2 protein-coding genes are annotated in these 26,772 nt (G+C 64.3%); both read right to left on the bottom strand.

Annotated elements, in window-relative coordinates:
• Positions 1-67: 67 nt before the first annotated feature.
• Entirely contained in the window at positions 68-26,641 is a 26,574-nt protein-coding gene (locus ACWF6P_RS09640; RefSeq protein WP_452620877.1) for a non-ribosomal peptide synthase/polyketide synthase, read from the bottom strand.
• Positions 26,641-26,772, bottom strand: coding sequence for a hypothetical protein (locus tag ACWF6P_RS09635; protein ID WP_378446015.1), 132 nt, complete (start codon positions 26,770-26,772; stop codon positions 26,641-26,643). The genes ACWF6P_RS09640 and ACWF6P_RS09635 overlap by 1 nt, the downstream gene beginning before the upstream one ends.

Below are 26,772 nucleotides of genomic sequence, written 5' to 3'. Positions count from 1 at the left end.
CCCTCGTCCGGACCCACGCGGGATCCATCACCCTGTGTGTTTCACTCATACCCATGTCGAACCTGATTCAGACACCCCACTGAGCGATAACTTCTCGCAATCGTACAGCTATGGTTGCCGCAGGCCCCGGTTCGATCATCTGGTTGTGTTCACAGTCGACTTCGACGACGCGGATGTCACCCGAAACGAAGCGGCGCCATTCGGCCACATCGTGCCCGTTTTCGCTCGACCTTCCGGCGACGAAGAACTCGATGTCTCCGGCGTGAACCGGCGGTTGGTGCTGATTCGTCAATTCGACGGAGTGCGAGTAGCCGCGACTGATCCGCTTCAGATGCTGCGCTTCGATTCCGATCCCGGCACCCAGGGTCCGCTCCAGCAATTTCGCCGCTTCTTCGAAAGTCTCGACTGTCTTGGATCCCGCAGGCATCGCGAGCCCCGCCAGTAGTTCGGAGACCGAGAGTTCAGCGGGCTGATCGGAATCCGACGACGGATAGCTGTCGAGGATCGACAGCGTCACGTCACGTCCGCTGCGAGTGAGATTGTGAGCCACGGCGTGTGCGATGACGCCGCCGAGCGACCAGCCGGCCAGATGGATCGGGCCGGTCGATGCCACGGCTGCAATGCGATTCGCGTAGTCGTCGGCGAGTTCGGTCAGCGAGTCGAAGCTGGGCCCGCCGCTCAGTGACGGTAGCTGAAGACCGTATACGGGTTGATCCAGCTCGAGGTGCTTGACGAATTCCGCGTAGCCCCAGGACAATCCGATACCCGGATGGACGAAGAACAGTGGTGCGCGATCGGATCCGGCGCGCAGCGTGATCATCGGAGCGAGCAGGTCCGACGAATCATCCGGCGAGTGTGCGTCCATTCCGTCGGCCGCACGGGCGACACCGCCAGGCGTTGGATCCAGGAACAGTGCCTGCAACGGCACTCGCATCCCGAGGCGCTTCTCGAGTTCGATGGTGATCCGGGTGGCCACGATCGACGTTCCTCCCAGTTCGAAGAAGTCGTCGTCCACGCCGATGTGTTCGTGACCGAGCACGGTCTCGAAGATGTCGACGACTGTTCGTTCGGTGCCGTTGGTCGGCGGTGCGTACGGGACCGTACGACGCTCGAAGCTCGGCGTCGGCAGTGCTTTGCGGTCCAGCTTGCCGACCGGTGTCACCGGAATACGGTCGACGACAACGATCGCGCCGGGAACCATGTGCGCAGGTAGGCGAGAAGACAGGTGGCGTCGGAGCTCCCAGTCGTCGACGGTCTGTCCATCCACGGGCTGGATGTAGGAGGCGATCATCGTCTCCCCCGACGGCGCTTCGTGCCCGAGTGTCGCGGCGAAGTACACGGAGGGGTGTGCCATCAGGACAGAGTCGATTTCGCCGAGCTCGATGCGGAATCCGCGGACCTTGATCTGGAAGTCGCTGCGGCCCAGGTATTCGAGGGTGCTGTCGGAGCGCCAGCGCACCAGGTCGCCCGTGCGGTACATCCGCTGGCCTGGTTCGCCGAACGGATCGGCGACAAATCGGTCGGCGGTGAGGTCGGGACGATTGTGGTATCCGCGGGCGAGTCCGGGGCCGGTTACGTACAGCTCCCCGATGACTCCCACCGGCACGGGCTTGAGGTGCCCGTCGAGAACCAGGCCGGCAAAGCCGATGGCCGGACGACCGATGTTGATGTCCTTGCCCGGTCGCATGGGTTCACTGACGCTGGCCTGGATGGTGGATTCGGTGGGTCCGTATCCGTTGAACATGCGACGGTCTCGGCCCCAGATGTCCACGAGTTCGGGTGGGCAGGCTTCGCCGCCGACGGCGAGCACGCGGAGCTCGGGCAGCGCGGAGCTTTCGATGGAGCTGAGCGCGGTCGGCGTGATGAACGCGTGTGAGACGTGTTCGTCGGCAAAGATTTCAGCCAACTCGGATCCGCCGAAGACGGTGGGTGGGATGACGACCAGGCAGGCGCCACTGCCGAACGCCATCATGAGTTCGAAGACTGAGGCGTCGAAGCTCGGTGATGCCAGGTGCGAAATCCGCGAGTACGGCTGGACGTTGAATCTCTTGTGTTCTTCGGCGTTGAGGTTGGACAACCCGAGGTGGGTGACGATGACGCCCTTCGGCTTCCCGGTCGAACCCGAGGTGTAGATCAGGTACGCGGGATGCCCGTGATGCAGGGGGATCGTGCGGTCGCGATCGGTGATCGCGGCGACGTTCTGGCGCTCGATCTCGTCGACGGTCTCCGCTTCATCGAGGACCATCCACTCGACCGTGTCGGGAAGTTGACTGCGGTGAGCGTCGTCGGTGATGCCGAGTACGGCCCGCGAATCGTCGAGCATGTGGTTGATGCGGTCGTCGGGATAGTTCGGGTCGACGGGCAAGAATGCTGCCCCGGTCTTCGTGACCGCCCAGATGGCGACGATCTCCGCGGCGGACCGCGGCAGACCCAAGGCCACAAAATCTTCGGGTCCGACACCGCGCCGGCACAGCGCTCTCGCCAGCTTCGTCGATTCCTCGTCGAGTTCGCGGTAGGTCATCGACCTCTCGCGACTCGAGAGGGCAGGGGCATCCGGGTTCGAGGCGACTGCTTCGGCGAGGATCTCCGGCCACACCCGCGCTCGAGTCGCGGCTGCACCGGATGCCGGCACCAGAGCGGCTGTTTCGTCGGCGGCGAGGATACCGATGTCGGCGATACGTGTTGCAGGTTCACGTCCGGCAGCGCCCAGGATCAGGCGAAGTCGGTCGGCAAACCGCCGAATGGTGCCGGGTTCGAAGAGATCTGTCGCGAAGTCGAAGGCGGCGGACATCCCGGCAGGGGCGCCGGTCTCGTCGAACTTCTCGTCGACGATCAGCTCGAGGTCTTCCTTCGCGAATTTTGTTTCCACGGTCAGCCCGTCGATGTCGAGGCCGGGCAGGTGGAAGTGCGCGGGTTCGTTGTTCTGAAGTTCGAGGGCTACTTGGAACAGCGGCGAGTACGACGTGGATCTGGTCGGGTTGATCACGTCGACGAGCCTCTCGAAAGGTAGATCCGAGTTCTGGAATGCGGCCAGGTCGATTTCGCGGATGTGTTCCACCAGTTCGGCAAACGTGATGTCGGGATCGACGCTGGTTCGCAGGACCAGCGTGTTGACGAACATTCCGACGAGGTGGTCGAGCGCTGCCTGACCGCGGCCGGCGATCGGGGTGCCGATGGTGACCTCGTCTGCGCCGGACAGCTTCGACATCAGCACGGCCAGTGCGCCGTGCAGTGCCATGAACATCGTGACGCCGTGGGACCTGGACAGGTCCGCGAGCGCGCGGTGAGTGTTCGCGTCGATGTCGAAGGTGAATCGGTCACCGTGGAAGGTCTGTTGCACGGGCCGCGGGTGGTCGGTGGGCAGAGCGATGACATCGTCGAGTCCGGCGAGTTGCTCACTCCAGTAGCGCAATTGGCGGCTGATGACAGATTCCGGATCGTCTTCCGATCCGAGGACCTGATGCTGCCACAACGTGAAGTCCGCGTACTGCACTTCGAGTGGCGCCCACGTGGGCTCGGTTCCGGCCGTACGCGCCAAATAAGCCGCCATGACGTCGCGTGCGAGCGGCGCCATCGACGAACCGTCGGCGCAGATGTGGTGGACGACGACAAACAGAATGTGAACGGGTTCGTCGGTGTCGAGTCGGAAGAGTGCCACGCGCAGCGGCAGGTCGACCGACACGTCGAAGCCGGTGGTGGCGAGCCGTTGCATGCGCTCTGCGAGTTCGTGCTCCCCCAACGTCATTTCACGGATCGGAGGTATTGCCTCGTCGGCGGTGAGCACCTTCTGAATCGGATCGCCGCCGACGGCGGGGAACACGGTCCGCAGTGTTTCGTGGCGCTCGACGACGTCGGCGATCGCCTGTTGCATGGCGGCGACGTCGAGATCACCGGTAAGTCGCACTGCCAGTGGGATGTTGTAGGCGGCCGATCGTGTGTCGAATTGGTTGAGGAACCACATGCGCTTCTGCGCCAATGACAGCGGGACGTTGCCGACGCGCTCCATGGGCGTGAGCGGCACGGTGCCGACGGCAGTGACGGCGCTGGAAAGCCGCTCGGCGAGCTGGGCGGTCGTGGGCGCTTCGAACAGCACGCGTACCCCGACGTCGATGTCGAGGGCGGAGTTGAGCCGCGAGACGACGCGAGTGGCGATCAGCGAGTTGCCGCCGAGTTCGAAGAAGTTGTCGTCCATGCCTACTCGCTCGACACCGAGTACATCGATGAAAGCGTCGGCTATCCGACGTTCGAGGCTCGTACCGGGGGCCCGGAATTCCACAGCGGTTCCGGTGAACTCCGGGGTCGGCAACGCTTTTCGGTCGAGCTTGCCGACCGCGGTGCGCGGAAGCTCGTCGACGATCATGATGCTGGCCGGAACCATGTGCGACGGAACGCGGCCGGCGAGATGCGCGGTGATCTCGGTACCTGTCAGCGTCGATCCTTCCTCGACGGTGAGGTAGGACGCGAGCACTGTTGCTCCGGCCGGTCCGTCGACGCCGAGTGTCACGCAGTTCGTGACAGTGGCCATTGCGGTGATCTGGGCGTCCACCTCGCCGAGTTCGATGCGGAATCCGCGAATCTTGACCTGGAAGTCGCTGCGCCCGACGTATTCGATGGTGTGATCGCTTCGCCAGGAGGCGATGTCCCCGGTGCGGTACATCCGGTCACCCGGCTTCCCGAAGGGGTCGGCGACAAATCGCTCACTGGTCAGGCCGGGACGCCGGTGGTATCCGCGAGCCAAGCCGATTCCGGCGATGTACAGCTCGCCGGGAGCTCCGACGGGTACCGGTTGCAGGCGCGAATCGAGGATCATCTCGTGCACACCGCGGATCGGGCCACCGATAGTGATGGGTGCGCCCACCGTCATGGGTTCGCTGATGTCTGCCATGACGGTTGTCTCGGTCGGGCCGTAGGCGTTGACGAATTCTCGTCCGGGAGCCCACAAACCGACGAGGTGCGGTGGCAGTGCCTCTCCCCCGACGACGACGTGCCGGAATTCGTCCAGGCCGGCCGGGTCGACGGTGGCGAGTGCCGCTGTGGTGACAAACGCATGAGTGACGTGTTCGCGACGGATCAGACTTGCCAGTTCGGCTCCGCCGTAGATATCGGTCGGGACGATCACCATGGTTGCTCCGACACCGAAAGCCTGCAGGTACTCGAAGATGGCTCCATCGAAGCTCGGGGTGGCGAAGTGCAGGGTCCGAGAGTGGTGATCGGCGTGGAATCGGCGTTGCTGATCGAGTGCGAAGCTGTCGAGTCCGGTGTGGGTGACGACCACTCCCTTGGGTCGTCCGGTGGATCCCGAGGTGTAGACCACGTAGGCAGCGTTGTCCATGGCCACCGGTGCGAGCCGTTCGTCCTGGGCGATCGGCAGGGTGCAACTGGTGGCGACGTCGTCGTCGAAGGCTTCTTCTCCGAGCACCGACCAGGACACGATCGGTGGCAATGTCTCGATGGCGTCGACGACGGTCAACCCGAACAGCACTTCGGAATCGCTGAGCATGTGTTCGATTCGGTCGGCCGGATAGGTGGGGTCGACGGGGACAAAAGCTGCGCCGGTCTTGGCGACCGCCCAGACCGCGAGGACCGATTCGATGGACCGTTCGATGCCGATGGCAACCGACGTTTCGGGTCCGGCGCCGCGGCGGATCATGGCTCTGGCCAACTGGTTCGAGCGCCGGTCGAGTTCGGCGTAGGTCATGGAGCGATTGCCGGACGAGAGCGCGATGCGGTCGGGATATGTGGCGGAAACGTCGGCGAGTATCTCCGGAAGCGTACGAGCGGAGCGACCCGGGGATCCGAAGACCGGCGCAAGATCGCGGCTTTCGAACTCCGTGAGTACCTGCAGGCGGGCGAGCGGTTGATCCGGTGCCGAGGCCAGATGTTCGAGGACGATGCCGACGCGCTCGGTGATCTTCGCTACTTCGCGCGCCGAGAAGTGTGTGGGCAGGTACTCCATCTTCAAGTTGAGCGTGTGACTTTCCGACGCGACCACGGCGATCGGGTAGTGCGCCGAGTCGCGTCCGTCGATGCCGAGAACGTGCATACCCGCGATGTCGGTTTCGGCGGTCAGGGCTGCCTCGTCGACGGGATACGACTCGAACACCGTCAGTGTGTCGAAGGATCCGGCGGCGCCGACTGCTCCCGCGATGTCCGACAGGCCGATGTGGTGGTGGTCGAGCAGTGCCGCCTGCTCGGATTGGACGCGAATGGCCAGTTCCGCGAGGGTTTCTCGGGCGTCGAGGCGGACTCGCACCGGGACGGTGTTGATGAACAGGCCGACTATCGATTCCACCCCGGACACCTGGGGTGGGCGTCCTGAGACGGTTCCGCCGAAGACGACGTCGTCGCGGCCGAGGAGTTCGGCGAGCACGATTCCCCAGGCCACTTGGACCAGGGTCGCCATGGTCAGACCGCGGCTTCGCGCGAATGCCCGAAGAGTCTCGGCTCGTTCGGTCGGCAGTGAGTACGAGTGAATGTCACTCGCCACGGTTTCGGCGGCGGTGCTTGCCTGCGAGAGTTGGGTGGATGTGTCGACGCCTCGTAGCGCTTCCTGCCACGCCCGCAGCGAAATTTCGGGTTCCTGCTTCGAGATCCAGGTGAGGTAGTCGCGATACGACTGAACTCTGGGCAGAATCTCGGGGCCGCCGTCAGTTGCGTAGAGAGTGAGCAGATCTCGAAGCAACAGCGGAGTGGACCAGCCGTCGAGCAGGATGTGATGGTTCGTCACGACGAAGCGTGCCGCGTCCGGTCCGTTTCGCACGAGCATGAACCGGATCAGTGGGGCTGTTTCCATGTCGAAACGCTCAGCGCGATCACTCTCGAGCAGCTGAGCGAACGCGAGTTCGCTGTCCTCGGCCCCGGACAGGTCGATTTCGGTCCAGCTGATCTCGACTCCGGACCGGATCACTTGCAGCGCCCGACCTCCCGGCGCGGAGACAAATCCCGCGCGCAGGCTCGGATGACGATCGACCAAGGCCTGCGCGGCGCGGCGCAGTCGCGGCGCCTCGACTCGGCCCCCGAGCTCGAGGGTCAGTTGCACCATGTACGGATCGATTTCCGTTTCGTCGAACTGGGCGTGGAAGAGCATGCCCGATTGCAGAGGTGACAGTGACCAGATGTCGGTCAGGTCGGGGAATCTGCGCTCGAGCTGCTCGATACTCTGTTGGTCTGCGGTGACGAGATCGAGATCGGTGGGCGTGAGCTCACGCTCGGAGTGTTCGTCGACGTACGAACTCAGCGCGCCGAGTGCAGTGGCCCAGAGCTCCGCCAGTTCGGTGACTTCAGCCTCACTGAGGATGCCGCGGGGGAAGGACCAGGTAGCCCGCAGAATCGGACCGTGTGCGGTGTCGGTGGTGACGGCGTTGATGTCGAGTACCGACGCGGCAGCAAGCTCTCCGCTGTGCGCTTCGTCGAGGGTCACTTCGGAGATCGGCAGCCACGGCACTTCGCCGTGCTCGGGATCCGAGCCGGCAAAACGTCCGAGGTAGTTGAACGAGATCTGCGGTGTGGGCAACTCCCGCAGGTCTTCGTTTCGATCGAGGTACTTGAGCATGCCGAAACCGATTCCGTTGTCCGGAATGTCGAGCAGCGTTTCCTTGACGAGCTTCACGGCCGAGGCCGCGGTTGTTCCACCGGACAGCGCATCGACGACGTTGAGTCCGGTCAGGTCGATCCGCACGGGGAACAAGGTGGTGAACCAGCCGACCGTGCGCGAGAGGTCGGCACCCGGTGCGGCGTTCTCCTCGCGGCCATGTCCTTCGAGGTTGAGAAGCACTTCGCCGCTGCGCTGTCCGCGTGATCGACGCCAGGCGGTGACGGCAATCGCGAGAGCTGCGAGCAACCCGTCGTTGACCGAGCCCCCGAAATGTTGAGGCACCGTCGAGATGATGTTCTCGGTCACCGTGGTCGGAACGTCGACGCTGACGCGGTCGACAGTGGAACCGATGTCCACTGCAGGGTCGAGTCCGCGCGTTCCGAGCGGTGGCTCGTCGGCCCGCATTCTCGACCACAATTCGATCTCGTCACGTCGATTCGCGGCGGTCTCGGCGAGGGCTGTCGCCCAACGCCGTATCGACGTTCCTCCGGGCGGAAGCATCGGCGTTTCGCCGTCGAACGCCGAGGCGTAAGCGGTGACCAGGCCGGGGACGAGCATTCGCCAGGACACACCGTCGACCGCGAGGTGGTGAAGGACCAGGAGTAACCGGCCGGCCTCGGCCTGGTTTCCGTTCGCGCTGACGGGATCCAACCAGAGTGCGCTGATCATCTTTCCGTGCTCGGGATCGAGACGGCTGGATGCGTCCTGCATCGCGGCTTCCGCGGCGGCCACGAATTCTTCGCCGCTGGTGGACACGATGGTGGTTCGGCGCAGGACGTCGGAGGCGGCGACGGTGCCGGGTTCGCGGATCTCGAGTTGGTGAGTCGCGGTGTCCAGACGCGCCCGCAGTACGTCGTGACGATCGAGGATCGTTTGCAGTGCGCGCTCCAGCGCGGGGCCGGACACATCGGCTGGCAGTGCGATGAGCGCACTCTGGCTGTAACTACGGATCGTGCTCAGGTCTCCGCGACTGCGTTCGACGAGCCACTCCATGATCGGAGTGAGCGGTAGGGTGCCGACTCCCCCGCCGGGTAGCTCGGTGAGAACCGGTGCAGCTTCCGCTGATTCGACGAGGAGGACCTTGGTGAGGCCGGCAACCGTCTTCGCTTCGAAGACGTCCCTCGGCGTGAAGATGAGGCCTGCGGACTTCGCCCGTGCGACGAGTTGGATCGACATGATCGAATCGCCGCCGAGACCGAAGAAGGAATCGTCCACTCCGATACTGCCCCGCCCCAGCACTTCCGCGAACAGGTCCGCGAGGACCGCCTCGGTAGCGGTGGCCGGTGCCCGCGTCGCCTCCGTTGTTCCCACGACGGCGAAGTTCGGTGCCGGGAGGCCGCGTCGGTCGAGCTTTCCGTTGACTGTCAATGGAAGTGATTCGAGGACGACGATCGAGGTGGGCACCATGTACTCCGCGAGTTCGGCGGAGACGAAGTCGGTCACCGTCGCGGAATCGACGGCACTGCCTGTCTCGGCGACCACGTACCCGACGATCCGAGGTGAGGCGCCGTCGGTACGCACGAGCGCCACGGAGGCCGCGACGCCGGGGCAGCGGAGCATCGAGGCTTCGATCTCTCCGAGTTCGATGCGGAAACCACGCACCTTCACCTGGAAATCACTGCGGCCCACGTACTCCAACTGCCCCGCGTCGTTCCACCTCGCCAGGTCCCCGCTCCGATACATTCGATCCCCCGAACTACCGAATGGATCGGGAAGGAACCGTACCGAAGTCAATGCGGGTTTCCCGAGGTATCCCCGAGTCACCTGATCGCCGGCGACGTACATTTCGCCGACAACACCTGGTGGTACCAGGTTCAGTCGCCGATCGAGTACGTAGACCGACAATCCTGGTACCGCTCGCCCGATGATGCTCGCCGACGCGTGCTCGCTGTCGTTGCGGTCGAGCGCGATTCGACTGACGTGCACTGTCGTCTCGGTGATCCCGTACATGTTGACCAGCGTCGGCGCCGTGTCGGCGCGCCGGTCGTACCACTTGCGCAATTGGCCGAGATCGAGAGCTTCACCACCGAAGACGACGTAACGCAGGGCAAGGTCGGGGTCCGCGCCGCTGGGTGTGTACGCGCGGTCGGCTTCGGCGAGTTGGTAGAAGGCAGTGGGTGTTTGGTTCAGCACCGTCACTCGCTCGCGGCGGAGCAGTTCGTGGAACATGTCGGGCGATCTGGTCGTGTAGTAGTCGACGACGACCAACCGGCCACCGTGCAGCAGCGGACCCCACAGTTCCCAGACGGAGAAGTCGAATGCGTACGAGTGGAACATCGTCCACACGTCCGAGTCGTCGAACCCGAACGTCGGGGACGTGTTGTCCATCAGAGTCAGGACGTTTCGATGGCTGACCTGGACACCTTTGGGGCGCCCTGTGGATCCGGAGGTGTAGATGACGTACGCGACCGCGTCGGGCAGAAGTGGTGTCGTCCGGTCCGCGTCGGTGATGCGATGTGGCGCGGAGTGATCGAGGCGTACGGCGATCTCCGACGATCCGAGTTCGACGATGTCGATGCCGGATTCGATGATCTCCGACGGCAGATCGTTGCGGAAGTCTCCGGTCGTGACCAGGCATACCGGCCGCGCGTCGTCGAAGAGGAATCGCATGCGCTCCGCCGGATAAGTGATGTCGACCGGCAGGTATGCCGCGCCGGTCTTGATGACGGCGACAAGGGCGAGCACGAGGTCGGTCGTTCTGGGCATCGCAACGGCCACCATGGATTCCGGACCGATACCGCGACTGATCAGAAGCCGCGCCAGGCGGTTCGCGCGCCCGTCCAGTTCGGCGTACGTCATTGCGCCGTCGCTGTCGTTGACCGCGGTCGACGACGGATGCGCTGCAACAGCCTCGAAGAAGCGGTCCGCGATGTTGTCGGCCGGAGCCGGTTCGGCGTGAGTGTTCCACTCGGTCAGCATCTGTCGACGCTCGTCGGCGCCGACGACGACGATGTCGCCGGTAGGAGTCGACGGGTCGCGGGAGACCGCCTCGAGGAGGGTGATCAGCCGGTGTGAGAACGATTCGATCAAATCACCGTCGAACAGGTCTGTGGCGTAGACGAATTCGGCGTCGATACCATCCGAATCTCCGTCCGCGTCGTACCGTTCGGTGACCGCGAGTTGGAGATCGAACTTGGCGACAGGAAGGTCGAACTCGACTCCCGAGACCGACAGCCCCGGCAGTTCGAGTTGCGGTAGTGCGTTGTTGCGGAACTCGATGAGTATCTGGAACAACGGAGTGTGTGACGTCGAGCGTTCCGGGTCGAGTGCGTCGACCAACCTTTCGAAGGGCAGGTCAGCGTGTTGGAACGCACCGAGATCACCTTCACGGACCTGGGCGAGTACGTCCTCGAACGATGCGTCGGGCGTGATCTGCGTTCGCAGCACAAGTGTGTTGACGAACATTCCGACCAGGTGATCGAGTTCGGCCTCTCCGCGGCCGGCGACGGGTGTACCGATGGCGATGTCCTCGGTTCCGGCCAGACGCGCTGCAAGCACCGCCAGCGCTGCATGCATGACCATGAACATGGTGCTGCCGTGCTCGCGTGCCAGGTCGGTCAGCGCTCGATGGATCTGCGGTGAGACAGCGAACCGGTGCACCGAGCCCACCATGGAGGGCTTCGCCGGACGCGGGAACGACGTCGGCAGCGCGATCGGCTCACCGAGTCCCGCGAGACGGTCTTTCCAGTAGTCGAGCTGACGGGTCAGGGCGGAGTCCGGATCTTCTTCGGAGCCGAGTACCTCGTGCTGCCACAACGCGAAGTCGCCGTACTGCACGGCCAGTTCCGACCAGCTCGGCGCGCTGCCGGCGCTGCGGGCCGCATATGCCGCTGCCACGTCCACGGCCAGGGGGTTCATCGAGAACCCGTCGGCGACGATGTGGTGGACGACGATCACGAGCACGTGTCTGCGTGTGTCCCCGTCCACGCGTAGGACTGCGCAGCGGATGGGGACGTCGGCCGAGGCGTCGAACCCTTCCGAGGCCAATTCGAGAATTCGATCGGAAACTTGTGCAGCAGCGACGATCTCCGGTTCCAGGATCGGCATGACCGCCTCGGCGGAGACAACCTGCTGTACCGGTTGTCCGTCGATCGAAGGGAACTTCGTCCGCAAGCTCTCGTGGCGGCCCAGTACGTCCGCTACCGCCTCCCGCAATGCGGCGAAGTCCAGATCGCCGTCGAGGCGCACGGCCAGGGGAACGTTGTAGGCCGGTGACGTCACGTCGAACTGGTTGAGGAACCACATCCGCTTCTGCGCCAGCGACACGGGCAGTGGGTCCGGGCGAGACCGTCGAGTCAACGGTGGTCGGGGGTTTTCGCCGCGGCCGACACTCTCGGCCAGACGCGAGAGCTGCCGAACTGTCGGAGACTCGAATAATCCTCGTACGCCGATGTCGGTGCCGAGTAGCGCGTTGACGCGGGCTATGACGCGCGTCGCGGTCAGTGAGTTTCCGCCGACGTCGAAGAAGTGGGTGTCGATGCCGATGGGGGTCACTCCGAGCACGTCCTCGAAGACGCCCGCCACCAGTCGTTCCAACTCGGTGGTCGCTGCCGTGAACGTTTCGGCATCGGTGTCGAATCGAGGCTTCGGGAGAGCAGCCCGATCGACCTTGCCGACGCCGGTGAGTGGCAGTTCGTCGAGCACGACGACGCTCGCGGGCACCATGTGTGCCGGCAGCACGTCTCGAGCCGCTGCCCGGATGTCCTCGGCGGTCACGGGGTGTTCGTCGTCGCAGACGACGTACGCCGCCAGAGCCTGCTCGTCCGACGGTCCGCGCACCGCCAGCGTGACCGCGTACTCGACGCCCGGCAGCTGACCCAATGCAGTGTCGACCTCGCCGAGTTCGATGCGGAAACCGCGGATTTTGACCTGGAAGTCGCTGCGTCCGAGGTACTCGATGGTGCGATCACTGCGCCAGCGCACGACGTCGCCGGTGCGGTACATCCGCTCCCCCGGCTCGCCGTACGGGTTGGCGACAAATCGTTCGCTGGTCAGCGGTGAGCGCCCATGATAGCCACGTGCGAGTCCGACTCCCGCCACGTACAGCTCCCCGGGAACACCGACAGACACCGGTTGGAGTCTGCGATCGAGGACAACCTCACTGAATCCTCGGTTCGGCGGCCCGAGATAGACCTTGTCGCCCGCCGGAATGGGGTCACTGAGATTGCAGGAGATGGTGGTTTCGGTGGGACCGTAGACGTTGACGAACGATCTTCCCGGCGCCCACGTGCGCACCAGGTCTGCGGAGGGTGCTTCGCCGCCGACCGTGATGGTGGTCAGTTCGTCGATTCCCTCGGGATCCACCGATGTCAGGGCCGCGGGCGTGATGAACGCGTGGGTGACGTGGCCTTCTCGAAGAACGTCGGCCAGTTCGGTTCCTCCGTAGACGGTGGTCGGAGCTACCACTAGTTCGCCGCCGACGGCAAAGGCGAGGAGATATTCGAGGACGGACGCATCGAAGCTCGGCGAGGCGAAGTGCAGTGCGCGCGAATTCTCCGTGAGACCGTAGCGATGACGCTGCTCGTCGGCGAAGTTCTCGAGGCCGGTATGGGTGACGACAACACCCTTGGGTCGGCCGGTCGAACCCGAGGTGTAGATGAGGTAGGCGGTGTTCTCCAGCCGGGTGGGTCCTCGGCGCTCGTCCTCGCGTAGCGGTGCCGTGGACACTCCGGCGAGCCGAGCGATGCTCGTCGGGTCGTCGAGTTCGAGCCACTCCGTCGCACCACCGTCGCCGGGTCGGTGGGCAGCAGTGGTCAATCCGAGCGAGGATGCCGAATCCTCGAGCATGAACGAGATCCGGTCACTCGGGTAGCGCGGATCGATCGGCACGAACGCAGCGCCGGTTTTGGTGATCGCCCAGACGGCTGCCACGGATTCGAACGAACGTTCCACACAGATCGCCACCCGTGAGTCCGGACCGGCACCTTCGGAGATCAACACGCGTGCCCACTGATTCGAGGCCTCGTCCAGTTCTCGGTAGGTCATCTTTCTCTCACCACACGACAGTGCGATCCGTTCGGGGAATCTGCTCGCCGTGTCCACGAAGATGCGATCGAGTGTCCTGACCGAGCGCCCTTGCTTTCCTCGCGCGGGAACCAGTTGCTGCACTTGCGAATCCGGCATCAGCCGCAGTTTCGCCAACGGAAGATCCGGTTGCGCGGTGATCAGTTCGAGGGTGCGCAGCAGCCGGTCCGCGATCGCGTCGATGTCGTGATCGCCGAGGACTCCGGGGAAATACTCGAACTTGAGCCGCAAGCGTCCGTCTGCCGCGGAAGCGACGATCGCGAGCGGATAGTGCGCCGCATCCTCGGCATCGTGGACGTCGAGGACGTGCATTCCGGCGATGTCCGTGCCGGACGAGAGTCCACCGCGGTCGACGGGATACGACTCGAAGACTGTCAGGGTGTCGAATGATGCAGCACCCCCCACTGCCGATGTGATGTGCGAAAGACCGACATGATGGTGATCGGACAACCGCGCCTGTTCGGCTTGCACACGAACGCACAGTGCTGCCAAAGACTCTCGCGGGTCGAGGCGAACTCGCACAGGGACGGTATTGATGAACAGGCCCACCATCGACTCGACGCCGGGAACCTGAGGTGGGCGTCCGGAGACCGTTCCGCCGAAGACGACGTCGTCGCGGCCGAGGAGTTCGGCGAGCACGATTCCCCAGGCCACCTGGATCAGGGACGCTGTCGTCAGACCGCGGGAGCGGACGAATCCGCGCAGGAGTTCCGTCTCACGTTCTCCGAGCGCCGTGGTGGTCGAGCGTGAGGTTGCACCGTCCTCGTCGACTGCGTGGGTTCCGGTGAGCAGTGTCGGATCGTCGAGTCCGCGAAGTGCTTCGCCCCAGGCCTCGATCGACTTGCTCTCGTCGCGACTGCTGATCCAGCTCAGATAGTCCCGGTACGGATGCACGCGCGGGATGGCGCTGTGATCACTGTCCGTGGCGTAGAGGGTGAGTAGATCGCGGACCAGCAGCGGCATCGACCACCCGTCGAGGAGGATGTGGTGGTTGGTCAGGATCAACCGGTATGCGTCGTCACCGGTACGCAGAAGCAGGAACCGCAGCAGGGGCGGTGTGTCCATGTCGAAGCCGCGCACCCGATCCGCATGGAGGAGTTCGCGTATCTCGGTCGCCTGTTCGGTGGGTGCCAACGGGGAAATGTCGATCTCGGTCCACGGCACATCCACGGCGGCGCTGATGACCTGCACCGATTGCCCACCGGTGTCGGTCGTGAACGCAGCGCGTAGGTTCTCGTGTCTGTCGAGCAGCGCCTGTGCGGCACGGTGCAACCGGGGCGCGTCGACGCCGTCGAGTTCGAGTGCGAGTTGGACAGTGTACGCATCCACGGTGTGTTCTGCGTAGCGGGCATGGAACAGCAGTCCGGATTGCAGCGGTGAGAGTGACCAGACGTCGGTCAGGGTCGGGAACTCGAGCTCGAGGCGATCGATGGACTCCTGGTCCAGGTCGATCAGGTCGATGTCCGACGGTGTGAGTCCACCTCGTTCGCTCTGCTCGGCGTATGCGGCCAGAGCGCGCAACGCCTGTACCCAGAGTTCTGCGATGGCGCGCGCATCACCGTCAGCCAACACGGCAGTGGGATAAGCGATAGTGGCGCCGATGTGCGGTGCACCCGAGATTTCGGTGGTGACGACATTGACGTCCAGTACCGAACCCACGGGCATGTCGGACTGAGCTGCCGCTTCCAGATCGACGTCACGGGCCAGTGCCCAATCCCCCAGCGACTCTCCGGCTTCGGTGCCGGAAAAACGCCCCAGATAGTTGAACGAGATCTGCGGTTGGCGGAGGTCTTCGAGTTCCGTTCGGCCTACCTCGTCGAGGTAACGCAGAACTCCGTACCCGATACCGCTGTCCGGAACGCCCAGTAGCTCTTCCTTGACGCGCTTGAGCACCACCGCGGCGTCGGGGCCGCTGCTCATCACGTTCGCGATGTCGATGTCGGCGAGGTCGATCCGCATCGGGAAGACGCTCGTGAACCAGCCGACGGTGTGCAGCACATCTGCTCCGGGGACCACGTGAGCTTCGCGTCCGTGGCCCTCCATCGAGACGAGCACGTTGTCCGTTCGTAGGCCCTGTGCCTGCCTCCACTGCGTCAGTGCCAGCGCGAGAGCAGCAACGAGGCCGTCGTTGACGGATCCACCGAACAGCGCCGGAAGCGTGGTCAGGACTGTTTCGGACAGTTCGACGGGTACGTCGGCGACAACTCGGCCGACCGAATCGAACGTGTCGAGCCGCGGGTCCAGCGGGCGGATTCCGATCAGCGGGTCGGCACCTTCGAGTATCGAACGCCACCTGGGCAATTCGACTCTTCGACCGGGCGCGATGTCGCGGAGCGCGTACGACCAACGACGAACCGACGTGCCCGAGTACGAAGGCTCCGGTTCCTCGCCTGCATCGATGCGGTGGAAAGCCGACGCAAGTTCCGGTACGAGGACGCGCCAGGAGACACCGTCGACTGCGAGGTGGTGGATCACCAGGAGCAACCGGCCGGTGTTGCGCACGCCGGCCAGCCAGACGACACGGACCATCACACCCCGGCTGGGGTCCAGTTCTCGGCGTGCACCGCCCAGGGCGTCGACGATCGCCGCGTCGAACACTGCGGTTCCCGGCTCGGCCTCCACCTCGAGTACCTGGCAGATGTCCTCGGCTGCAACCGATCCCGGCTCGCCGACGACGAGCCTGCGCTCGCCGTCGAGTTCGAGGCGCGCGCGAAGGATGTCGTGACGATCGAGAACAACTTGAAGAGCCGCGGTCAACTGCTCCACACTGCGAAGCCCGTGCGGCGCATTGAGAAGAGTCGCCTGGGAGAACGAATCGAGCCCCTGGAGATCGGAGCCGAGCCGGTCGAGCCACCACTGAGCCACCGGCAACAAGGGCACGTGGCCCACGCCGCCTCCGGGAAGTTCCTCGAGCACCTCGGGTTCGTCGTCCCTGGTCGACGCCAGCAATACCGCAAGACCGGCGACCGATTTCACCTCGAAGACGTCACGCGGGGTGAAGACGAGTCCCGCGTCGCGGGCACGGGCGACGAGCTGAATCGACATGATCGAATCGCCGCCCATCGAGAAGAACGAGTCGTCGACGCCCACCGATTCGACACCGAGGACGTCGACGAACAGGGCGGCCAGCGTGCGCTCGGTATCGGATTCGGCAGCCCGCGAGCGTGCCTGGGTTACCCGGAAGTCGGGAATCGGCAGTGCTCGACGATCGAGCTTTCCGTTGGCTGTCATCGGAAGTTCGTCGAGTACGACCACCACTGCGGGAACCATGTACGGGGCCAGAGCCGAACCCGCGAACGCGATGACAGCCTCGGGATCCACAGTCTGAGCGTCGCTGGCAGGCACTACGTATCCGACGATCCGTGCGGCGCCTCCCCCACGTTCGAGCGTCGTCACCACGGAATGTGCAACGCCGGGATAGCGAGCCAGAACTGCCTCGATCTCGCCGAGTTCGATGCGGAATCCGCGAATCTTGACCTGGAAATCGCCGCGGCCCTGGTACTCGAGTTCTCCGTTCTTGTTCCACCGGGCGAGGTCGCCGGTGCGGTACATCCGCGTACCGGCACCGCCCATGGGATTGGGCACGAACCGTTCGGCGGTGGTGCCCGCGCGGTTGCGGTAGCCGCGGGCGAGTCCGTCGCCGCTGACGTACAACTCCCCCGTCACTCCGACCGGGACGCGGTGCAGGCGATTGTCGAGGACCCACGCGGTGATGCCTGTCGACGGGCGACCGATCGTCACTCGATCGGTCGGGGACATCGGCTCGGTGATGCTGGCGACGACCGTCGATTCGGTTGGTCCGTAGGCATTGATCATGATCCGGTGATCGCTGACCCAGGCGGCGACGAGGTCGGGCGGGCAGACGTCGCCGCCGGTTCCGATGCACACCAACTCGTCCAGTCCGCTCGGATCGACCGTGGCCAGTGCGGCTGGTGTGATGAAGGCGTGCGTGACGTGTTGATCGGCGATCAGGCTCGTCAGTTCGGTTCCGCCGATGATGCTCGGTGGGGCGATGATCATCGTGGCGCCGGCACCAACAGCCATCAGGAGTTCGAGAATCGAGGCGTCGAAGCTCGGTGAGCTGAAATGCAGCGTGCGGGAGGTCGACTCGACTCCGAAGCGACTGCGCTCCTGCTCGGCGAGCGCCGAAAGCCCACGGTGAGTGACCATGACGCCTTTGGGGACGCCGGTGGAACCGGAGGTGTAGATGACATAGGCCGGATTGTCGAGAGACGCGGTTCCCAGCAGTTCCGTAGCCTCTATCCGATGATCACCAGTCTGTTCCAGGGTCGCGAGGATCTCGGCCTGATCGAGCAGAATCGCGTCCGCCTCGTTCGGGACGACACCGGCATGCTCGGCGGTGGTGAGAACGACGCCCGATCCCGAGTCGTTGATCATGTGGTGCACACGATCGACGGGATATGCCGGGTCGACGGGTACGAACGCGGCGCCGGTCCGAGCAACCGCCCAGATCGCCACCACGGATTGCAGTGAGCGCGGCAATGCTAGAGCGACAACGGATTCCGGGCCGGCCCCGCGGCTGATCAACAGTCTCGCGAGCCGGTTGGCGCGGCGGTCGAGTTCGGAGTACGTCAGATGTCGGTCGCCGAAAACCAGCGCGGTTCTCTGCGGTTCGCCAATGTAACTCCGCTCGAGCAACGTCGAGAAGTGAACCTGCTCGGGAAGTTCCGGTGCGAGGGTGCGGATCGTGTCGAGATCGCTCACGAGATCGATGTCTCCGACCGGTGTGTGCGGCGACTCCGTCACGGCATCCAGAATCCGAATCAGATACCGAGCAAAACCGTCGACTGTCGCCTCGTCGAACAGCGCTCTCGCGTAGGTGAACCCGGCCTCGATGCCCGCCGGCTGACCGTCCTCGTCGAAAGTCTCGGCCAGAGTGAGCTGCAGATCGAAATTCGAGACGGCGGATTCGAGTTCGAGTACTTCGACGTCGAGATCTGTCAGACGAACAACTGGTCGAGTGGTGTTCTTGAACTCGAGCATCACCTGGAACAGCGGTGAATGCGACGTCGACCGCTCCGGAGCGAGCGCATCGACGACGCGCTCGAAGGGGACGTCTGCGTGAGCGAAGGCGTCGAGGTCGGTGCTGCGAACCCTGGCCAGGAGATCGGTGAAGGAGGCCGAGGGGTCCACGTCGGCGCGCAGGACCAATGTTCCGACGAACATGCCGACCATCGGATCGAGCAGGGCATTTCCGCGCCCGGCGATCGGTGAGCCGATCGTTATGTCTTCCATGCCGGACAATCTGGCCAAGAGCGCTGCGTAGGCGGCGTGAATCGCCATGAACATACTGCTTCGATGTTCGATCGCGGTTTCGCTCAGACGACGGTGGATGCCGGCATCGATGTCGAACCGGACGACGCCACCCGAGAGATCCTGCACACGCGGACGCGGACGATCTGCAGGGAGCGCAAGAAGCTCAGGCACACTTGCCAGCTGACGTGTCCAGTACTCGAGCTGACCGGCGAGCGTACTGTCCGGTTCGTCGATCCGACCGAGCGCCCGTTCCTGCCAGATCGCGAAGTCCGCGTACTGGACCGGGAGAGGAGCCCAGTCGGGGGTCTCACCTCGATGTCTGGCCGAATACGCGCTCATCACGTCGAACGCCAACGGTGCCATCGAGAATCCGTCGGCGCAGATGTGATGGACGACCACAGCCAGGACGTGATCTTCTTCGTCGACCTCGATCAGTTCGGCCCTGATCGGCGGGGCCTGCGTCACGTCGAAGCCCGTCGAGGTGACGCGCTCGATCTCCGTGAGTACCGCTTCGGCGTCCGCGCTGACAACCGGCATCGTGCCCAACGCTTCACCTGGTTCCACGATCACCTGCGCCGGCACTCCCTCGATCATGGGAAACAGCGTGCGCAGCGATTCGTGTCGAGCAAGTACGTCGATGATCGCGCTCTCCAACGCGGCAACGTCCACCCGGCCTCTGAGCCTGATCGCTATGGCGACGTTGTATGCCGCGGACGTGACATCGAATTGATTGACGAACCACATGCGCTTCTGCGCCAGCGACAGCGGAATCGACTGTGGCCTCGGCAACGCTTCGAGCGGAAGGACGGCCGGTCCCCCTCGCGCAGTGGCGCACTCGACCGCCAACTGAGCAACGGTCGGCGCGTCGAACAACTCTCTGATCGACAAGTTCAGCGACAGCGAATCGTTCACTCGCGCCACGGCACGGGCAGCGACGAGACTGTTCCCGCCGATCTCGAAGAAATTGTCATGCACACCGACGGCACCGGATTCCAGGAGTTCTTCGAAGATCGACGCCAACTGGGCTTCGATCGGCGTTCGCGGCGCCAGATACGTCTGCGAGCTGTCGAAGCTGGGCGCGGGCAGGGCCTTCCGATCGAGCTTGCCGGTCGAGCCGAGTGGGAACACGTCGAGGTCGATGACCACCGCCGGAACCATGTAGGCCGGGAGGAGGCCTCTCAACTCGGTGCGCAGGCTGTCCGTGTCGATCGAATTCCCGGCTTCGGCGATGACGTAGCCGACGAGACTGTCACCGACCACATTGTCGTGATGGACGAGAGCAGCAGCTTGCGCGACACCTGTGAGCCTCAGCAATGCTGCTTCGACCTCGGCGAGTTCGATGCGCTGGCCGCGGATCTTCACCTGGAAATCGCGTCGGCCGACGTAGTCGAGTAGCCCGTCGGCGCGCCATCGGACGACGTCGCCGGTTGGGTACATCCGTGTGCCCGCCGGGCCGTACGGATCTGCAACGAATCTGTCTGCGGTGAGGTCACTACGCCCGAGGTATCCGCGCGCCAGTTGCACTCCCGCCAGATACAGCTCGCCGTGTACGCCGACCGGGACGGGATGCAGCCGACCGTCGAGGACGTAGAGCTGCGTGTTCCAGACGGGCGCACCGATCGGAACGGTAACGGTCATGTCGGGGGTGAATTCGGCGGCGCTCACGTCGACGGCCGCTTCCGTGGGTCCGTACAGGTTGAACAACCCCGCAGAACTCAGACGAGTGAACGCCTCCGCTGTGGTGGGTGCAAGAGCTTCACCGCTGCAGAACACCTGACGCAAGCTCGCGCACTGCTCGGGAGTCGCGACGGCGACGAATTCCGCGAGCATCGACGGTACGAAGTGCGCCGTCGTGACTCCCTTGCCGGCGATCAACGCCGACAGGTATCCAGGATCACGGTGCCCCTCCGGTTCCACGATCACCAACTGCGCGCCGGTCTGCAGGGGCCAGAAGAGTTCCCACACCGAAACGTCGAATGTCACCGGAGTCTTGTGCAGCACCACGTCCGACGCGTGAAGTGGATACGCGTCCTGCATCCACAGAAGGCGATTGACGATCGAACGGTGCGATACTGCAACGCCTTTCGGTCGACCGGTCGATCCGGACGTGAAGATCACGTATGCAGCATTGTCCGGACGGAGGGGCGCGACCCGATCAGCGTCCGTGATCGGCGCCGTCGTGGGAACCGGATGATCGACATCGATGTCGACGATCGGCACTTCTGCGGGAAGAGCGCCACGGTCCTGGGGTCGACTCAGCACGCAGATCGGTTCCGCGATGTCGAAGACGTAGGCGATGCGCTCGGCAGGATGATCGGGGTCCACCGGGACGTATGCCGCACCGGCACGGATCACGGCGTGGACGGCGATCAGCAGTTCGGCCGACCGGCGAATCGACACCGCGACGCGCATGTCCGGGCCGACGCCGCGGCCGATGAGGGTTCTGGCAAGTTCGCTCACCCTCGCATCGAATTCCGCATACGTCAGCGTCCGCTCACCGAAGATCAGCGCGGCCCGCTCGGGTGTCCGGGCTGCCTGCTCCGCCGCCAGGTCGGCCAGAGTGGTGATCGGTACTACGTGCTCGGTGGAATTCCAACGCTCGAGGACCAGTTCCGCCTCGCCCGGGGCTGTGAGGTCGACGTCGCCGACGACGGATTCCGGGTCGGCAGCTACCGCGTCGAGGAGCATCGTGAAGCGATCGGCGAGGCCCGACATGGTGTCCGAGTCGAACAGTTGGCTGGCGTAGTTCAACTGGCCGTCGAGATGGTCGCCGCGGTCGGTCAGAATGACCTGAAGATCGAACTTTGCTGCACCCGTAGAAAGTTCGTCAACCGTGACGTCGAGTTCGGGCAAGGTGACTTCGGTGGGAGCGGCGCCCTGCATCACCAGCATGACCTGGAACAGCGGCGCCTGGTTGTCGGCGAGGGACTCCACGAGTACGTCGTACGGCACTTCGGTGTGCTGCAAGGCCGCCACGTCGACGTCGCGCACACGGGTGAGAACGTCGCCGAAGGTGAGTCCCCCGTCGAGAACCGTCCTCAGCACCACCGTGTTGACGAACATTCCGACAACGTCGTCGAGGGCTCGCTCGCTACGTCCGGCCACCGGGGTGCCGATCGTGATGTCGTTCGCTCCACATTCTCGGCTGAGCAGGACGGCCAGCGCGGCGTGGATCACCATGAAGACGCTGACATCGCTGCGCGCCGCGATCTCGCCGACCCGGCGGTACGTCGCGGAGTCGATACGGAAATCGAGATCGTGACCGCGCAGCGAGACACCGGCCGGCCGCGGATGATCCATCGGCAGTTCCGCAAGCTCGCCGCGTTCGGTGAGCGTGTGCGACCAGAACCGCAACTGCTCGGCGAGTATCGAATCCGGGTCGGACGCTTCGCCGAGCGCTCCGCGTTGCCATTCGCTGAAATCGCCGTACTGCACTTCCAGTGGCAGCCACGCCGGTACACGTCCGCTCGCCCTCGAGGCGTACGCGACCATCACGTCACGGGCCAGCGGGGCCATCGACAGGCCGTCCGCGGCGATGTGGTGCACGACGAGGACCAAGGTGTGTTCGAGTTCGTTCACTTCGAGCAGAGTCGCGCGGATCGGCACCGATCCGCTGACGTCGAATCCCGTTCGCGCCAGTTCGCTCGCTCGTACGGAAGCCGCTGCGGCAGGAACGGTTTCCACCTCGAGGTGATCGAACATCTCGTCCACACCGAGAACGTGCTGTACCGGACCGCGAGCGCTCTCGGGGAAAACGGTCCGCAAGACCTCATGCCGGACGATCACGTCCCGCAGGGCGGCGAACAGGGCATCGACGTCGAGAGCGCCGGTCATTCTCACCGCGATCGGGATGTTGTACGCCGGCGAGTTCGGATCGAGTTGATTGGTCAGCCACATTCGTTGCTGCGCCAGAGATACCGGTATCCGATCAGGGCGATCGATACGCGTCAGTGCAGGCGCGCGGGTATTCCGCGAGTCCGCGAGGTCGGCGCGTGCAGCCAGAGCGGAGACTGTCGGTGCCTCGAAGAGGTCGAGAACGCTCAGCGTCGTCCCGAGCGCTCCGTTGACCCGGGACACGACGCGGGTCGCGATCAGCGAGTCACCGCCGAGGTCGAAGAAGCTGTCGTCTGCTCCCGCCCGGGTGATGCCGAGCAGATCGCAGAACACCGCCGAAATCCGCTTCTCGGTCGAGGTCTCGGGTGCACGGTATTCGGCCGAGCCGCCCGCCGAATCGATGTCCGGCAACGCCTTCCTGTCGATCTTTCCTGCCGGAGTCAAGGGAATGGAATCGAGTACGACGATCCGCGACGGAACCATGTGAGCTGCCAACGAGGATCCGGCGTGGGCGATCAACTCGGAGTTGTCGATGTGTGTACCCGCAGCCGCCGTGACGTACGCCGCCAACAGTGTTTCCCCGCTCGGGCCCGCAACTCCGGCGGCGACGGCCTGGGCGACGCTCGGATGGCGGCGCAGTACGTCGTCGATCTCACCGAGTTCGACGCGGAAACCGCGGATCTTGATCTGGAAGTCGCTACGGCCGAGGTACTCGAGTTCACCGGCGCCGTTCCACCTCGCGAGGTCGCCGGTGCGGTACATACGTTCTCCCGCAACACCGTTGGGGTCGGCAACAAATCGTTCGGCCGTGATCGTGGCACGCGCGTGGTACCCGCGCGCCAGACCGATACCGCTCACGTAGAGCTCGCCGGCGACACCGATGGGCACCGGTTGAAGCCGTGAGTCCAAGAGGACGGCCGCGGCGCCGCGCATCGGCTTTCCGATGGTGACGGGAACATCGCTGCTCAGCGGTCCGGTCAGGGTGGAGACGACGGTGGTTTCGGTCGGTCCGTACGCGTTGAACATCGAGCGTCCGTGTGACCACTGATCAACCAGTGCGGGCGAGCAGGCGTCGCCACCGGTCACGACCACCCGAAGATCCGGCAGGCCGGCGGGATCGACGGTTGCGAGCGCGGCCGGGGTGACGAAGGCATGTGTCACCCGGCCGACGCGCATCACCTGGGCCAGTTCGCCGCCGCCGTACACGGTGGGCGGCGCGATCACCATCGTTGCCGCGCCGCCGAAGGCAAGGAGAAGTTCGAGGACCGAAGCGTCGAAGCTCGGTGAGGAGAAATGCAGTGTGCGATCTCCTGGTTCGACTCCGAACCGGTCTCGCTCTTCGTCGGCGAAGCTGCTCAGCCCGCGGTGACTGACCACGACGCCTTTGGGGACACCGGTCGAGCCGGAGGTGTAGATCAGGTACGCCGGATCGTCGTAGTGCACGCGTGAATGACGTTCGGCATCGTCAATCGGTGCATCCGAGCAGTCGGCGTTCAATTCGTCGAGAAGAAGCCAATCCACCGAGTCGGCGAGCCCGCCGTGGTGCTCCGCCACGCTGATTCCGACAACAGCTCCCGAATCGGTGAGCATGTGCCGAATACGGTCCTCGGGGTAGTGCGGATCTATCGGGAGAAAGGCTCCGCCGGCCTTGGCTACCGCCCACGTCGCGGTCACGGATTCGATCGACCTCGACAATGCCAGGGCGACGTAGGTGCCGGGGCCAACCCCGCGGGCGATCAATTCGCGGGCGAGCTTGTTCGACTCGGCGTCGAGTTCCCGGTAGCTCACCTGGCGATCGCCGAACACGAGCGCTGGCGCATCGGGGTTCACAGCTGCGGCTCGGCGGAGGATGTCGGGGAGGGTCAGCGGGTTGGACGCGACCTCTCCCCGTGCCGGTACCAGGGACTCACGCTCGAACTCGTCGAGGAGATCGAGGTCTCCGATCGGCGTTTGCGGGGCTGCGGCTGCGCCGGAGAGAACCCACACCAGTCTCGAGAGGAAGCCTCGGACCGTGGATTCGGCGTAGTGCTGTGCGGAGTACGCCACCTCGAGGGCATCGGCGTCCGCGTGGACCTCGATCGCCACGTCGCGGCCGGCTATCGTCGTCTCCCGCGATCCGTCGTTGAGATGGACATGCAGCTCGGGCACCTCGGGGACACCTGCCGCCGATCGGAGCAGCAACGTATCGTGTTCTTGCGCAAGAGAACCCACGAACTCATCGAACGGCGCTGCCGGATCGACCTCGCAGCGCAGGGGCAAGGTCCCCAGCTCGGTCCTCGTCCCGATCAACACGTCCCGGCGCTCGGTCGATCTCGACAGCAACGCAGCAAATGCCGCATGGACAACGGCAAAGAGCGATACACCTTCCGAGCGTGCGAGTTCGGCGACCGCGGGATCGAGCGGGACACTCAGCCGATCCGTACCGGTCGGCTCCGATTCCGCGTCGATTCGCCCGAGATCCAGTCTCTCGAGGCCCAGTGTCGAACCCTCGTCGGCGTCCCCCAGGTATCTCGCCCAGAACCGCTCGTGTTCTCGCCGCTGTGCACTGCGCGCTCCTGCCTCGGCACTTGCCGGATGAATCCGGTTCATCGGCGTACCGGCCGGCGCTGCTGTCAGTTCAGCGACCAACTCGGTGAAGGCTCGGTGATGATCAGCCAGTTCGTCGTGACCGTAGCGATTGGGGTTACCCCGAAAATCGATCAACGTCTGGGCCGGATCGCCGCTCTGGTACACGTTGACCAGGAGATCTTCGACCGGCCCCGACGTGACGATGTGGAACTCGCCGGTCAACGATCCCAGGGTGATCTCCTGCCGGAACAGCATCACATTCATCATCGGACCGGACAGACGCGCGTCGCCGACCGCCAGGCCGGCATCACGCCGGATGTCCTCGAGACTGCACCGCTGATGACGAAGCGCACCGAGAAGTTCGAGTTGAACCCGCCCGACCAGATCGTCGACGCTTTCGCCTGGGTCGACGTGAATGTGAAGTGGCGCGACGTTGACCAACATGCCGCCGGACCGTTGTAGCGGGGCCGTGGTCCTCGCCGAGACCGGGAGGTTGATCAAAACGTCGTCGTAGCCGGTGCTGCGGGACAAGTAGCACGCCAGTGCCGAAATCAGCACCGCTGCCGCAGTGGCACCGGAACGTGTATTCCACTCGTCCAACGCGGCAAGACTGTTCGCCGACATCGCGGCACTGACGAGTTCGCTGTGCGCCGTCGGCGGTCCCTCACGCGTGGCCAACGTGGAACCGTGTTCGACGCCGGATACGCGCTGGGCCCAGTATTCGCGGTCGGCGTCGAACCGACTCGATTCGCGGTACTTCTGGTCGAGTTCGGACAGCGTCATGACGTCGAGCGCCTTGTTCGCCGCAGGCTCTCGACCTTCGACGGCCGCGGTGTAGATCGCCGCGATCCGATTGACGATCGTCATTCCACTGTATCCGTCGAGTGCAACGTGGTGAATTCTGGTGTACCACAAGTAATCTCGATCACCAGTTTGGAGAATTGTCATTTCGACAAGGCGATCGCGCGTCAAGTCGAGTGTCGTCGCGTAGTCGTTGTCCATCCACTCCGACGCCGCGAGCCTCGGATTCTCGCGCTCACGGAAGTCGAAGTAATCGATGCCCGGATCGATCGTGAAGTCCACGATCTGGCACGGTTCCCCGTCCGGGTACATCAACCGCAGAAATGGCGATTCGAACTCGTGGGCAGCCTCCACCGCAGCGCGGCTGAGCAGTTGCATGTCCAGGTCGCCGTGGAATTCGATGTACTGCGCGATGAAGTACGGGACCGTCGGGTGAAGTTGCTGCGCGAACCACATGCTGCGCTGCACGGCCGAGAGAGGAAACGCCCCGGCCGGCAGACTCCGTGATCCGGTCAGCGGATCGATCCTCTTTTCGGTATCCATCACGACCACCCCCACACAGCGTTACCGCGATCAGCGGTGCCACGATCGGCGTTGCCACGATCAGCGCTGGGAACTGTGGTTCGGGGATTGAAGAGAAACATCGCACCGCCTCGATATCGAGTGGAAACCAT

This window comes from Rhodococcus sp. NPDC055024 (assembly GCF_053608585.1).
Note: the sequence above shows the minus strand (reverse complement) of the source record. Positions and strands in the feature narration are given on the sequence as shown.

Excerpts from the sequence above, each read along its gene's own strand:
- ACWF6P_RS09635 (WP_378446015.1), bottom strand. The coding sequence starts at position 26,772 with ATGGTTTCCACTCGATATCGAGGCGGTGCGATGTTTCTCTTCAATCCC.
- ACWF6P_RS09640 (WP_452620877.1), bottom strand. The coding sequence starts at position 26,641 with ATGGATACCGAAAAGAGGATCGATCCGCTGACCGGATCACGGAGTCTG.